Source organism: Streptacidiphilus anmyonensis, assembly GCF_000787855.1.
GTDB lineage: Bacteria > Actinomycetota > Actinomycetes > Streptomycetales > Streptomycetaceae > Streptacidiphilus > Streptacidiphilus anmyonensis.
The window spans coordinates 36,396-49,783 of record NZ_BBPQ01000060.1 but is presented as its reverse complement, the minus strand read 5'-3'; the positions used below and the strand labels follow the sequence as shown (position 1 = coordinate 49,783).

Annotated in this window: 12 protein-coding genes; 9 read left to right on the top strand and 3 right to left on the bottom strand. The window is 72.9% G+C overall.

Annotated elements, in window-relative coordinates:
- Both TR50_RS49335 and TR50_RS33045 read left to right on the top strand, forming a co-directional pair.
- The coding region (locus tag TR50_RS49335; protein WP_042430996.1) for a hypothetical protein at positions 1-338 on the top strand (338 nt) is incomplete at its 5' end.
- Between the two features lie 125 nt (positions 339-463).
- On the top strand, positions 464-1,015 hold the full coding sequence (locus TR50_RS33045; RefSeq protein ID WP_042430993.1) for a hypothetical protein: 552 nt from the start codon (positions 464-466) through the stop codon (positions 1,013-1,015).
- Between the two features lie 65 nt (positions 1,016-1,080).
- On the opposite strand, the gene TR50_RS33040 is transcribed toward TR50_RS33045, so the two are convergent.
- Entirely contained in the window at positions 1,081-1,659 is a 579-nt protein-coding gene (locus TR50_RS33040) for a TetR/AcrR family transcriptional regulator (protein WP_042430991.1), read from the bottom strand.
- A 91-nt stretch (positions 1,660-1,750) separates the two neighbouring features.
- Here TR50_RS33040 and TR50_RS33035 point away from each other — a divergent pair, with 91 nt between their 5' ends.
- From TR50_RS33035 to TR50_RS33025, 3 genes are all read left to right on the top strand, one after another.
- Positions 1,751-2,197 (top strand): anthrone oxygenase family protein, encoded by a 447-nt coding sequence (locus tag TR50_RS33035; RefSeq protein WP_042430989.1) that lies wholly within the window; start codon positions 1,751-1,753, stop codon positions 2,195-2,197.
- 47 nt (positions 2,198-2,244) lie between these two features.
- Complete coding sequence (locus tag TR50_RS33030) at positions 2,245-2,796, top strand: TetR/AcrR family transcriptional regulator (RefSeq protein ID WP_042430986.1); 552 nt, start codon at positions 2,245-2,247, stop codon at positions 2,794-2,796.
- Positions 2,797-2,893: 97 nt separating this feature from the next.
- Positions 2,894-5,857, top strand: a complete 2,964-nt coding sequence (locus tag TR50_RS33025) for a helix-turn-helix transcriptional regulator (protein ID WP_042430984.1) — start codon at positions 2,894-2,896, stop codon at positions 5,855-5,857.
- Positions 5,858-5,906: 49 nt separating this feature from the next.
- On the opposite strand, the gene TR50_RS33020 is transcribed toward TR50_RS33025, so the two are convergent.
- On the bottom strand, positions 5,907-6,851 hold the full coding sequence (locus tag TR50_RS33020; RefSeq protein ID WP_042430974.1) for an AraC family transcriptional regulator: 945 nt from the start codon (positions 6,849-6,851) through the stop codon (positions 5,907-5,909).
- 110 nt (positions 6,852-6,961) lie between these two features.
- Between TR50_RS33020 and TR50_RS33015 the strand changes: the two genes are divergently transcribed.
- The 3 genes from TR50_RS33015 to TR50_RS33005 all read left to right on the top strand — a co-directional run bounded on the left by TR50_RS33015 (position 6,962) and on the right by TR50_RS33005 (position 10,009).
- Positions 6,962-7,822, top strand: a complete 861-nt coding sequence (locus tag TR50_RS33015; RefSeq protein WP_042430970.1) for an NmrA family NAD(P)-binding protein — start codon at positions 6,962-6,964, stop codon at positions 7,820-7,822.
- On the top strand, positions 7,819-8,268 hold the full coding sequence (locus tag TR50_RS33010; protein ID WP_042430967.1) for a nuclear transport factor 2 family protein: 450 nt from the start codon (positions 7,819-7,821) through the stop codon (positions 8,266-8,268). Before TR50_RS33015 ends, TR50_RS33010 begins: the two co-directional genes overlap by 4 nt.
- Positions 8,269-9,100: 832 nt before the next feature.
- Positions 9,101-10,009 (top strand): alpha/beta hydrolase, encoded by a 909-nt coding sequence (locus TR50_RS33005; RefSeq protein ID WP_042430964.1) that lies wholly within the window; start codon positions 9,101-9,103, stop codon positions 10,007-10,009.
- Between the two features lie 51 nt (positions 10,010-10,060).
- Here the strand turns inward: TR50_RS33005 and TR50_RS47230 are convergent, their stop codons facing one another.
- Complete coding sequence (locus TR50_RS47230; protein WP_052441634.1) at positions 10,061-10,447, bottom strand: peptidoglycan-binding domain-containing protein; 387 nt, start codon at positions 10,445-10,447, stop codon at positions 10,061-10,063.
- 241 nt (positions 10,448-10,688) lie between these two features.
- Here TR50_RS47230 and TR50_RS32995 point away from each other — a divergent pair, with 241 nt between their 5' ends.
- Positions 10,689-13,256: a helix-turn-helix domain-containing protein gene (locus tag TR50_RS32995; protein WP_052441633.1), complete on the top strand. Its 2,568-nt coding sequence runs from the start codon at positions 10,689-10,691 to the stop codon at positions 13,254-13,256.
- Positions 13,257-13,388 lie beyond the last annotated feature (132 nt).

Sequence of the window (13,388 nt, the reverse complement as noted above, 5' to 3'; positions counted from 1 at the left end):
ACGGGCCGCAGGCGAGCGATGTCGCGGACAGCCCCCGGTTCTACGCCCTCTTCGACCTCCCGCTCATCGCAGAGTACTGCTCTGCGTTTCCAGTGGGTTCCGCCCTGGCCAGACGCCTTCTGTTCCGCTCCCGTCGCCGCCTTGTCCGGGAGTCGACCGCCATCCTGGCCGGGCTGCTCATCCTGTCGGGCGTGCTCGCAGGCGACCTGGCGTACAACGTCGCACCACCGCACGGGGATTACCTGAGCGCGCGTTGTTCGCACGGCCGGCCGCCGTGGTGGCCGCAGCCACTCCCGCTGCGCGACAGCCCCTACGCGGACTTCGAACACGCGGGCTGACCTCGCCTTGGACGCAGTTGCGGCGAGATCGTCCCACCTGCCGGAGCGTTCTGTCACGCCGCAGAAATGCGCTGGGTCTCCTGGCGGACGGCCGGTAGCGTGCGGGGACGATCCGTGGGGGTGGGCTGGTGCGACCGACGCTGCTGGTGGACGTGGACGGTCCCCTGAATCCGTACGCGGCGAAGCCGCACAGGCGTCCGGAGGGCTATGCGACGCACCGGCTGATGACGCCGCGGTGGCGGGCTGCGGAACGGCGTCGGCTCAACGAATGGGGCCTTCCCCACAAGGCGGTGACGCCACTACGCGTCTGGCTCAATCCGGCTCACGGGCCCGCGCTCGCTGAGCTGCCCTTCGACCTGGTGTGGGCGACGACCTGGGAGGAGGAGGCCAACACCTTCCTCGCGCCCCTGCTGGGACTGCCGACGCTGCCGTTCATCCGTTGGCCCGATCCTCGGCCGGAGCCAGAGGACGGCGTGTTCTGGAAGACTCCGGAGATCGTCGCCTGGGCGCACGGCCGTCCGTTCGCGTGGGTCGACGACCAGATCACGGACGCGGACCGTGCCTGGGTGCAGGCCCACCACGACGGTCCCGCGCTTCTCCACCCCGTCGATCCGAAGTCCGGCCTGACGGCAGACGACTTCACGCGCCTGACCGACTGGGTGAACCTGATGAACTGACAGATCGGGTCCGTACGCGGCAGCCGTGGTGCGGGACCCCGGCTGGGGGCGCTGTCGGGGGGTGCTCAGACGACGGCGAGACGGTCCACGAGCAGTTCCACTCTGCGCTCGGTGTCCTCCGGCGGGAGCCGGCGCGCGCGGGTCAGGGTGGCCAGGCCGTGCAGGGCGGCCCAGAACAGCTCGGTGAACAGGCCCGGGTGGACGTCGTCCCCGGCGACCTCGGCGAGGCTTTCCAGCAGGGCGGCGAACGCGTCCTTCAGAGGTTCCGGGGTGTCCTCGTTCGCGAAGGCCAGGCCGCCGTCGAGCTGGAACAGGGCATCGTAGACCGCCGGGTTCTGTGCGGCGAAGTCGAGGTAGGCGCGGGCCAGGGCGGTGACCCGGGCGCGCGGGCCGTCTGCGGCGGAGGTCGCCGCCCGCATCGCCGCGGCCATCTCGGTGGCGCCTTCGAGGGCGACGGCGCCGATGATCTCGCGTTTGCCGCGGAAGTGGCTGTAGAGGACGGGCTGGCTGTACTCGATGCTCTCGGCGAGCCGGCGGGTGGTGACCGCGTCCCAGCCCTGCTGCTCGGCGAGTTCGCGGGCGGTGGCCACGATGAGGCGTTCGCGCTCCGCACGCTCGCGCTGCTTGCGTTCCTGTACCGACATGACTCGATCCTAGCATCGCTAGACATTCGAGCGGCAGTAGTACTAGCGTTGCCTCATCAGCTAGCAGCGCTAGATCCCTGGAGGGGTCGTCATGCTCAATGCACTCGAGGTCTTCACCACGGTGGCTTTCGGCCTGATGGTGGGGGTGGAGTTCGCCGTTCTCTTCGTCCTGAACCCGATCCTCAAGGCCCTTCCCGGGGACAGCGGCCAGCTCGGCCACGCCCACGGGGGGCGGATGCTCGGCGCCGTGATGCCGTTCTGGTACATCGGCTCGCTCGCCCTCGTCGCGGTCTGGGCCATCGCCGGACGGCACCACCACGGCGCCGGCCTCGTCGTCGCCTCCGGCGTGCTGCTGATCGTCAGCGTGATCATGTCGGTCCTGCTGCTCGTCCCGATCAACAACCGGAACAAGACCTGGACCCCCGAGAACCGCCCCGAGGACTGGAGGCAGCAGATCGACCGCTGGGTCCGCTTCCACTACGTCCGCGTCGCCGTCATCATCGCCGCCTTCGCCCTGCTGGTCGTCTCCCTCGTCTGAGGGCGCGGCGCCGTTTATTGCCAAACGATGTGCGTTAGCCTGATTGCATGGGTGTAGATCCGTCTCCCCGGCGCCGCACGGGCGGGCGCAGCGCGGTGGTGCTGACCTCGATCCGCAAGGCGGTGGAGGAGCTGATCGCCGAACAGGGCAGCGAGGCGGTCACCGTCCCGATGGTCGCCGAGCGCGCGGGGGTGAACCACTCCAGCATCTACCGGAGGTGGGGAGATGCCAGGACGATGATCAACGATCTGGCGACCTACCGGCTCGACCCGGACCGCCCCCTTCCCGACACCGGGGACGTGCACGCCGACCTGACCGCGTGGGCACAGGAACTCCTCGACCACTACGGCCTGACCGTCAACGCCGCCCTGCTGCGCGGCGGGGCCGCCGCAGCAGGGGAGGGGGAGTCCGACTGCCTGCGCGACCGCCGCGCCGAGGCGGCCGCCTTCGCCGCCAGGCCCGGCGCGGCCTTCAGCGGCGACGACGTCATCGACAAGGTCGTCGCCCCGATCATCTACCGGGTGATCTTCCTTCCCTGGACGCTGCCCGAGGTGGACGCGCTTGCGCTCGTCCACGGGCTGCGCGGTCACCCGGGCTGACCGCGTCCATCAAGGCCTCATCGCATGCCTGCCAGGTGCTTTGACGCCTCGTCACAGGGGTCGAGAAGCCGAGTCGAGAAGTCGAGGAGTGGTGCGGATGCAGCCCCGAACCTTGCGCGGCCGCAGCGAGTCGATGGAGCGGGCCCTGTCCGTGGTCCGCGCCGCCGGTCGGCACGGCTCGGGCGGCGTGGTGCTCGTCAGCGGAGCCGCCGGCATCGGCAAGACCGCGCTCCTGACGGAGGTGTGCCGACAGGCCGGACGGCTCCAGGTCCGGCCCGCCCTCGGCACCTGCGACCCGATCGAACAGGTCAGTCCGGGTGCGCCGCTGATCACCCCGCTGCGCTCGGGCCGCGATCCGCTGATCACCGCCGAGGAGTACCGGAACATCGTCGCCGCCCGCCACGAGCCGCTGCTCCTGGTCGAGGCCGTCGCCTCGGCCCTGGAGCGCGCCGCGTCGGAGGGCCCGATCCTCATCGCTCTCGACGACGTGCAGTGGGTCGACCGGGTCAGTGCCTTCGTCGTGCGAGGCCTGCTCTCGCGCCTGCTCGGCCTCCCCGTGGTCTGGCTGCTGGCCACGCGCGACGACAGCGCGGACGTCCTCGGAGCTGTCCAGACCCGCCTGGAGCACATCCGCCTCGCCCCGCTCGGCGCGGCCGACCTCGCGGCCATCGCCAGGGACCGCCTGGGACGCCCGCCCGACGAGCGCACCCGGCGGTTCCTGGACGCGTCGGCGGGCAACGCGCTGCTCGCCGTCGACGTCCTGGACAACCTGACCCGCGCGGCCGCCCGCGGCGAACCGGACACCGTCCCCGAGGAGTTCGGCGCCGCCATCGCGGGCCGCCTGGCCGCGCTGCCCGACCAGGCGCGGGCCCTGGTCGAAGTGGTGGCGGTCGGCGGCCGGCCGCTGACCGTGCACGAGGCGCTGCGCTTCGTGCAGGAGCCGGGCGGTCGCGCGAAAGACGGCTTCGCCTCCGACCGCTCGGCATCCGACGGGCGCGCCTCCGAATGCTCCGCGGGCGACGGCCCCGGGTCCGACACGTTCGCCGGCGACGGCCGCGCCTGCGGCCCCTCCGCGAGCGAAGGCCCAGGGTCCGACACGTTCGCCGGCGACGGCCTGTCGGCCGACCGTTCCGCTACCCACGGGCCCGCCGGCGACCGCCGCGCCTCCGACCGCGCCGCGAGCGACGGCGGGCTCGCGGCGGCACTGGATTCCGCCCTGATCACCCTCACCGGCCGACTCCTGGCGCCGCGTCACGACCTCGTGCGCGAGGCGGTGTGCGCGGCCGTCCCCGAGGCGACCCTGCGCGCCCTGCACCGCCGGTTCGCCGCACACCATCTGGACGCCGGGCAGGCGCTGCTGGCCGCGCCGCACGCACGCGCCGCCGCGACCGCCGGCGACGTCCTGAGCGCGCGGATCCTGATCGCCGCAGCAGAGGAGTTGGCCACCGCCAGTCCCGGGGATGCGGGCGACCTCGCCGCGCTCGCCTTCCGCACGATGCGGCCGCAGCAGGCGACGTGGCTGGAGCTCAGCCGCCGCTGCCTTTCCGTGCTGTGCCGCACCCAGCGGGCCGGGGAGGCGGTCGCGGTCGCGGACGCGATCCTCGCGCACGTCGACGACCCCGACCTGGCCGGCGCGGTCGAGAGCGAGGCGGCCCGCGCGCTGTGGCTGGGCGGCAGACTCGGCGAACTGCTCGCCCGCATCGGGCCGAGGCTCGACGCCGGAGCGCTGACCCCGGCGGTGGGCGCGCGCCTGACCGCCGCCCGCGCCCTGGCCGACACCCGGCTGCTCACCGGCGGACGCGCGGCGTGCGAGGCCGCCGCCGCGCTCGACCTGGCCCGCGCGAGCGGGGACCGGGACGCCCTCGCCCTCGCCCTGCACGCCGTCGGCGAGGCCGCCCGCAACGAGGGCCGCCACCAGGACGCGCTGCGCAGCTTCCGGGAGCTGCGCTCCCTGGCCGGACCGCAGCAACTGGCCGAGGAGGTCACCGCCCTCCAGTTCCTGGACCGCTACGACCATGCGCAGCTGCTGCTCGACGAGGTGCGGTCCGACTGCGCCGCCACCACCGGGCCGAACCTCCCGGCGCTCCACTACGCCCAGATGTGGCAGGACTTCAACCTGGGCCGCAGCGACGACGCCGGTTCCGCCGCGCGGACCCTGCTCGACCTCGGCCAGCAGCTCGGAGGCGGCGTCTACGCCCTCGACGCGGTCATCGTGCAGATCTCCCTCGCGCTGCTGCGCGGGGACACGCCCGGCGCCGCGACCCTCCTGGTCGAGGCCGACCGGCTCACCGACGCCGACGACGACGTGCGCCGCCCCGGGCTCACCGTGATGCGCGGCTGGCTCGCTGCCGCCCGAGGCGACGTCGCCACTGCGCTCGGGGTGCTGGGGCCGGTGGCCTCCGGCGCCGTCAGCACGTGCAGCTACTGGCCGCTGTGGCCGTGCTGGATGGGGCTGTTCTTCGAGATCGGCGCCGCCGCGGCGGACGCGACGTTCTCCTCCGTCGTCGTCCAGGTCGCCGAACTGGCCGCCTCCCGCAACCCGGGCGTGGCCAGCTTCGAAGGCGTGGCCTTGAGCCTGCGCGGCCGGGAGAAGGGCGACCTCGCGATGCTCGCCGAAAGCGCCCGGGTGCTCGCCCGCAGCCCCAGGCCCCTGCTGCGCGCCTACGGCGCCGACCGCTACGGACGCGCCCTGCTCGCCCACGGGCAGCGCGAAGCCGCCCTGGCGCAACTGGACCGGGCGTGGGACGACTACCACCGCATGGACGCCCGGGTCTACCGCGACGACGTCCAGCGGGTGCTGACCGGCGCCGGCGCGCGCCGCCCGGACCGCCCCGCGCCCGGCCCCCGACCCGACCGCGGCTGGGACGCCCTGACCGGCGCCGAACGCCGGGTCGCGCGGCTGATCGCCGACGGGCACTCCAACCGCTCCGCCGCCGGCGAACTCGGCGTGTCGGTCAACACCGTCGGCACCCACCTGCGGGTGGTCTTCGGCAAGCTCGGCGTCCAGTCACGCGTCCAACTGGCCAACGCACTGCACCGGACCGAGGTGGACGCACCGTGAGGCTGAAGCGGAACGAGCACGACGACCAAGGGCCGTGGCCGGGGCCCGCTCACGAGCCGGGGTGCGTGGTCAGCAGCCGTGCCTCCGCCGCAGCCGCCGCCCGTTCCCGCTGCCGCCAGGTTCCGGGCGGTTCCGCGTGGTGGCGGCGGAACGCCGCCGCGAAGGCGAAGGGCGAGCTGTAGCCCACGGCGTCGGAGATCTGAGGCAGGGTCAGGTCGCCGGCGCGCAGGTGGTCGCGGGCGAGCGTCATCCGCCACTCGGTCAGGTACTGCATCGGGGCTTGGCCCAGTGCCTCCCGGAACACCCGCGCGAACGCGGCCCGGGACAGGCCGCTGATCCCGGCGAGTTCGGGGACCGTCCACGGGTGGGCGGCGTTCTCGTGCATGGCCTGCAGCGCCGGGCCCAGCCGCGGGTCGGCCGCGGCCCGGTACCAGCGCGGCGCGGTCGCGCTGCGGCGGAAGTCGGCGCGGACGGCCAGCACGAGCAGCAGGTCCAGGAGGCGGTCCAGCACGATCTGCTGCGCGGGTTCGGTACGGACCAGTTCGCGCGACAGCAGGGTGATGACCTCGCGCAGCGGGTCGTCGTCGGCCGACGAGAGGGTCATCACCTGGGGCAGCGCGTCCAGCAGGGCGCTGCCGACGTCGCCGGAGAACCGGTAGGCGCCGCACAGGAACACGGTGGCGTGCGGGTTCTCGGCGAGCCCGGTGCGGGCGTGGCGCGCCCGGAACTCCTCCGGCTCCAGGCACTCGGCGCCCGGCTCGTGTCCGATGTAGTGGTTCGGCCCGCCCCGGACCAGGGTGACGGATCCCGGGATGAGCTCCACCGTGCTGCCGGGGGAGTCCAGCCACAGGTAGCCCCGGCCGCGCACGACCGTGTGCACCGACAGCTGTATCGCGCCGCCCAGCCGCAGCCCCCACGGCGGCTCGGCGACCGTCCGCGCGAACACCGCGCCGGTGGCGCGCGCCCGCAGGAGATGGTCGGAGAGCAGGTCCATGGCACCAGCGTGGGCAGCACACGCACCAAGGTCAAGGTGTGAGAGCCTCGCGTAAAACATCGAGCGAGCCGCGCATGGATCGTCTCGCCACTGGGCCTGACCATGGAGTCATGAACAACGAGTCCCCTCCCCTCGCACTCGTCCTCGGCGGCACCGGCCGGACCGGCTCGCTGCTGGCCGACCGACTCGCCCGGCGCGGCGTCACCCCGCGTACCGCGGCGCGCAGCGGAGCCGCCGTCCGGTTCGACTGGGACGACCCCGCCACCCACCGGGGCGCCCTCGCCGGCGTCGACCGCCTCTACCTGGTGACGCCCACCCTGCGCGTGCGCTACGCCGCCCAGGTCGCCGCCTTCCTGGACCTGGCGGAGTCAGAGGGCGTGCGGCACGTCAGCTACCTGAGCGTTCACCACGCCGAACAGGCGCCTGCCGGGGTCGACATCGCGGCGGTCGAGGCCGACCTCGCCTCACGGCACGGCCTCACGCACACGGTCCTGCGCGCCGCGTGGGTGATGCAGAACTTCGTCGACGGGCACATTCCGCTGGTCGACGGGGTGTTCACCGTCCCGAGCGGCGGCGGCAGGGAGGCGTTCGTCGACGCTGCCGACATCGCCGCCGTCGCGGCCGAGACCCTGCTGGACCCGGCCGGCCACGCCGGCGCGGTGTACTCGCTCACCGGCCCGCAGGCCCTCACCTTCGACGAGGCCGCCGACACCCTCGCCTCCGTGAGCGGCCAGGCCGTCGCCTACCGCGACATCGACCAGGAGACCTGGATCAGCGGCGCGCTCGCCGCGGGCGTCCCGGCCGAGTACGCGGTGATGCTGCGCTGGCTCACCGGCTCCGTCATCACCGGCCACGGCGCCACGCCCACCCCCGACATCGAGAAGGTCACCGGCCGACCGGCCACGACCTTCCGCGCGTTCGCCGAGCGCGACGCCCACGCCTGGACCACGATCACCCCGGAGCCGAAATGACCAGGACCGTCAGCGACGACACCCCCCTCGTCGGGGCGAACAGCCCGTTCTTCCGCATCATCAAGCAGGGGCTGGACGGCCTGGTCGAGGGGGAGGACTTCTACGACCTGCTGGCCGAGGACGTGGTCTTCGAGTTCGTCATCACCGTTCCGGGGTACCCGCGCCGCGTCGAGGGCCGCCAGGGCATCGTCGAGCTGTACAGCGACTACGGCGACTACGTCTCCCTGCACAGCGCGGACGACCTCCGCGCGCACCACGACCCCGAGACCTCGGTCGTCGTCCTGGAGTACGCGGTCCACGGCACGTCGGTCCGCACGGGGCGGCCCTACGACAACCACTTCGTCTCCGTGGTGACGGTCAGAGGCGGCAAGGTCGCGCACTGGCGCGACTACCTCGACCCCGTGGCCGTCTTCGACGCACAGGGTTGGCCGCACGACGTCTCCTGAGATCGTCCCCAACGCCGAGCCAACGGGTGAGACATGACGAGCCGTCACACATCGTCCCGCGCCGGGGCTTCAGCCGTAGAGCCGGCGGCACTGGGTGTAGAGGTCGCCGGGCAGTCCTCCCTCACGGGCGAGGGCGTCGCATGGGGATCCGCCGTGCCTGCCCGGTGGCCAGCCGACGCCGCCGGGGTAGAGGCCCCCCGACGAGTGTCGGGCGTGGTGCGGGGTGCGTCCGTGCGGTGCCGTGGGTGGTGCCGGGCTCTGTGCGGAGTGACCGGCAGCAGGTGCGCCCGAGGACGCGGTCGACGGAGCCGCTGAGGCAGGGGGAGGCGAAGCGGGGCCCGTTGAGGGACCGGTTTGCGGCTGGGCGGGCCCGGCGGGGGCGTGGAAGGCGGCTCCTCCCGGGGCGGAAGTGCTCGGGCCGGTCGCCACGGGTGGCGGCTGGTCGCTCGTCCTGGGGCGATGCTCGGCGCATGCGTTCAGGGTGAGCATGGTCGCGGCACCCAGGAGGACTGCGGCGGCCCGGCGGCCCGGGCGGATCACGCGCGCGTCCCGGCGAGCTTCACGCCGACCGGCTGTCGCTGGTGGGTTCCGCATGCCCGAGCGACCGCGTCCCCGCCCGGGTACACGTCGCAGTGGCTCGTCGCGTTCGACTGGAATGTCCTCGTGCTCATGGTGCTCATGCCTTGTCCAACGCGTCCGGTGGGTTCTCGACACGGCGGAAGGCGCGAGGTGGTCCGATGCCTGCCGACCGTCCCACAATATGTACGAACGATCGTGCTAACATCTCCGGCGAGCAAGGCTTCGTCATCTACCGCCAGCCCGTGGAGAGACCATGGCCCGGACCATCGCTGTCGTCCGAACTGTCCTCAATTCCGGTTTCCTTGTCGCACCACCCCTCGCCGGTCGCGCCGCGTTCGCGCTGTTCCGGTATCCCCTGCGCCGGGGCCGCGTCCGCGCCGAGGAACGCGAGGTGCACGAGCGCGCCCGTACCGAGCACCTCACCGTCAACGGCAAGAGCGTGGTGGTCTACCGCTGGGGACACGGCGCCCGTCCGGTCCTGCTCCTGCACGGCTGGCGGTCCCGGACCTCGCGCTTCGCGGCCCTCATCCCGCCGCTGCTCGCCCTCGGGCTGAGCCCCATAGGTTTCGACGCGCCCGGTCACGGAGACTCCGAAGGCCGAGCCACCACGATCCTCGAGTACCGCGAGCTGATCGGCCAACTGCACGACGCCTACGGCCCGTTCGACGCGATCATCGCCCACTCCTTCGGCGTCCCGGCCGCCTTCCTCGCCCTGCGCGGCACGGTCAAGGCGGACAGGCTCGTCAGCGTCGCCGGTGTGGCGCAGTTCCGCTACCTGGTGGACGGGTTCTGCACGATCCTCGGCCTGGACGACGGCCTCAAGGCCGACCTGACCCGCAGGATCGAGCGCGAGCTGTTCCCGAGCACGGAGTCACCCTGGCAGGAGTTCGACGCCACCCGCCGGCCCGACGACATCGCCGTGCCGATCCTGGCGGTCCACGACGAGGACGACGACACCGTCCCACTCGACCAGGCCCATCGCCTCCAGGCCGCGTACGGCGAGCGGCTGCGGCTGCTCACCACCACGGGCCTCGGTCACCGCCGGATCCTCACCGAGCCCGCCGTCGTGGACAACGTGATCGGCTTCCTCACCGAGACCCCTTCCGAGGCCGTAGCTGCCGAAGCCGATGCGGAAGCGGCGGCGGAGGCCGCGGGCCGGTGAGGCCGGGTGACGGCGCGTCCCGTCACCCGGTCCCGGCGGTGGGGCCTCCGACTAGAAGGTGCTGGGGATGTTTGCGTAGCAGACGCTGTTGCCGTCGCCGTTGAGCAGGAGCTGCGATCCGGTCTGCGGGCCGACGATGCCGTCCTGGGAGTCGTTGAGCTGGCCCTGGAACCAGCGAACGGTGGCGTCGGTCTTGGGGCCGAAGGAACCGTCCACCGAGAGGTACCCGTAGGGGGCCGGCTTGGTGGCCGTGTTACGGCCGATCCAGTAGTTCAGCTCCTGCTGGACGCACCTGACGCCGTTGTAGGTGTTGCTCTGCCCGTAGCCGATCCAGGGGGCGCTGGGGGAGGCGCTGGCGGTTCCGGCCAGCGCCACCAGGGCCGAGCCGGCGAGCGCGGCGGCGGCGATGACGCCCGTGGTCTTGGTCTTGAACGACACGGTGGTGTCCCTTTCGTGAGTGACCCGCAGGACTGCTGTGGCAGCCGTGCGTTGCGGTCCGGATGGCGACGGGTCGTGCCCGGCGCTGATGACCACGCTGGTGGCTCGGGCTGGTCGCCGACCACGCCAGGAGCCCGCCGGATAAGGCGGGCGGCTCACAGGCGGGCTCCGGGCGGCCTCCGGACGGGCTGCGACGGCCCGAAATGATCGACATGGACTGACTTTTGGGGGAGAGGGAGTAGTGACGACCACTGAGTCCGTCGAGGTGGGCAGCCGGTTCGGCGCCCTGCTGCGAGGACTGCGCTCGCGGACGGGCCTGACGCAGGAGCAGTTGGCCGAGCGGGCCGGACTGGGGGTGCGGACCGTCCAGAGACTGGAGACAGGTCGGGCCCCGGACGTCCGGATGGGAACGGTGAAGCAAGCCGCCCACGCCCTGGCCGACGAGCTGGGACGCGACCGCGACGAGGTCTGGCAGGAACTGGCGGCCGCCCACCGCGACGCCAGGAGCCCGGACGAGGCTGCGGCGGCCCCTGCCGCACCCCGACTCGACCTCGATCCTGGAGAGCAGCGCGCGGGACCCGTCACCGCGGGTGGCCGCAGCGTCGGCTCGACGATCCCGATCCCCAGTGCCTTGACCCCTGTCGCCGACTCACTCGCGCAGGACGTGCACAGCCGCTGGACGCGCGAGCAGGAGCAGCGCCTGATCCATGATCCGTTCCCGCTGCCCGTACGGTGGCGCTCCGCGCCCGACGGCGTGCTGGACCGCTGGGAGAACATCCGCGCCGCCCCCGCGGGCGCGGTCACCGCGCCCGTGCCGTTGGACGGCACCTTGGCGCAGATCGTGTCCCTGTACCGGAGTGTTCCGTCGGGACGGCTGGTCGTGCTCGGCGAGGCCGGCAGCGGCAAGTCGGTCCTGGCGATGCGCTTCGTCCTCGACCACCTGGCCTCCCGTCGCGCCGACGACCCGGTACCGGTGCTGTTCACCATCGGAGGCTGGGACCCGACCGCGACCGGCCTGCGCGACTGGCTCGTCGAGCGCCTGCTGCGCGACCACCCCAGCCTCGCCGTCCGGGTCCCGGGACGCCGGGTGAGCCGGGCGGCCGCTCTGGTCGACGCCGGAGCGATCCTTCCGGTCCTCGACGGCTTCGACGAACTCGCCCAGGGACTGCGGCGGGCCGCTCTGCAGGCGCTCAACGAGGTGGCACTGCCTCTCCTGCTGACCAGCCGGACCGAGCAGTTCGCCGACGCCTGCCGGAGCGAGCTGCTGCGCGGGGCCGCCGGCATCGAGCTGTGCGGTCTGACCGCGGACGATCTGGTCCACTACCTGCCGCGCACCGCTCGGCCGTCCCTTCACGGTGAACCGACCGAGTCGGCCGCGTCCGTCTGGGACCCGGTGCTGGACGCACTGCGCGAGCGGCCGGACAGCCTCCCCGGCGCCAACCTCGCCACCGCGCTGAGCACCCCTCTGATGGTGTTGCTCGCCCGGACCCTGTACAGCGAGACGCCGGACCAGGACCCGGCCGTCCTCCTGGACACCGACCGCTTCCCGACTCCGCGCGCCCTCGAAGAGCACCTGCTGGCAGGCTTCGTCCCCACCGTCTACCGCCCGCGCCCGCCGGGCGGGGCCCCCGGCCCCGCGCAGCAGCCGCGCCGCACGTGGCATCCGACCGCTGTTCGCCGCTACCTGCGCCACCTGGCCGGACACCTCGACCGGTCGGGACACCTCGACCCGCCAGGACACCTTGACCGGCCGGGTCGCGACCACCGGCCGGGGCAGCGCGGTCGCCAGGACCTGGCCTGGTGGCAGCTGGCCGGGACGGTGGGCCTGTCCTTACGCATCCTCGCCGTCGTCCTCGCCTGCACCGTGGTCACGATCGGGTCGACCGCGCTTGTGAGCGCGGCCATGACCGCATCCGGCCTCGGCCGGTGGATCACTCCGGGTGCCGGGCCGCTGAGTGGGCTCACCGCGGGCCCGATCATCGGCCTGGCTTTCGGCCTCGCCTACGGGATCGCCGTCGCCGGTGGCAGAGTGGCGTTCGAACCCTCCCGGGTGAGGCTGCGGTTCCCGGGGCGTCGCCGACGCACGGGTGACGCGTCCGGCCGACGAGTCCGTACCGCGTCCCTGACCGGACTGCTGATCGGCTTCGTCGTGGGGGTGGCCTACGGCCCCAGCGCGAGGACGCTGGGGGTGACGCCACGACAAGGGCACGGCACACCGCTGACGTTGACCGATGCCCTACTGGTCGGCTCCCTGTTCGACGGGGTCACGTTCGCCCTGGCCATCGGGTTCGCCCTCGGGCTGATGGCAGCCCTCGAAGCGCCGCTCGATCCCGGTGCCGCCGCGACCGCGATCGGGCTTCTGGCCGTCAACCGCACCACGGTCCTGCGCCAGGCGCTGCTCGTCGCGCCGCTCGTCACCCTGACGGTCGCGGTCCTCATGCGGCTCCTGCAACACCTCCTTCGGCCGGGTCCGCCCTACACGCTCGGCCAGGTGCTCGTGTTCGGAGCCGAGTTCGGGCTCACCACCACGCTCTGCTACGCCCTGGTCTTCACCGCCTGGGGACAGTGGATCCTCTTCACCCGCCTGTTGCTCCCGCTCACCGGACGGCTTCCCTGGGCGACCCTGGCCTTCCTCGAGGACGCCTACCGCCGGGGGGTGCTGCGCCAGGTCGGCGCCGTCTACCAGTTCCGCCACGCAAGACTCCAACACCACCTCGCCGGCGACTCCACCACCGCGGACTCCATCACCGCGCGGACCCGCGACACGGCCATCCCTTGCCACGCGTCACGGACGCCAACGCCTCCGTGACCACCATCACCGTCAACCCGCCGTCGGAGCTGCCGCATTGAGTGCCGGCGCCCTGGAGGAAGGAGGACCTCGGCCTGGGGACGCCGTCCGGCCGGGAACCCGTCAGCACCGGACCAGGACAGGTTGTTCCGG

Bases quoted from the DNA above. Each gene is read 5' to 3' on its own strand.
- TR50_RS33010 (WP_042430967.1), top strand. From the start codon at position 7,819: ATGACCAGGACCGTCAGCGACGACACCCCCCTCGTCGGGGCGAACAGC.
- TR50_RS33035 (WP_042430989.1), top strand. From the start codon at position 1,751: ATGCTCAATGCACTCGAGGTCTTCACCACGGTGGCTTTCGGCCTGATG.
- TR50_RS33015 (WP_042430970.1), top strand. From the start codon at position 6,962: ATGAACAACGAGTCCCCTCCCCTCGCACTCGTCCTCGGCGGCACCGGC.
- TR50_RS33030 (WP_042430986.1), top strand. From the start codon at position 2,245: ATGGGTGTAGATCCGTCTCCCCGGCGCCGCACGGGCGGGCGCAGCGCG.
- TR50_RS33020 (WP_042430974.1), bottom strand. From the start codon at position 6,851: ATGGACCTGCTCTCCGACCATCTCCTGCGGGCGCGCGCCACCGGCGCG.
- TR50_RS33025 (WP_042430984.1), top strand. From the start codon at position 2,894: ATGCAGCCCCGAACCTTGCGCGGCCGCAGCGAGTCGATGGAGCGGGCC.
- TR50_RS33005 (WP_042430964.1), top strand. From the start codon at position 9,101: ATGGCCCGGACCATCGCTGTCGTCCGAACTGTCCTCAATTCCGGTTTC.
- TR50_RS33040 (WP_042430991.1), bottom strand. From the start codon at position 1,659: ATGTCGGTACAGGAACGCAAGCAGCGCGAGCGTGCGGAGCGCGAACGC.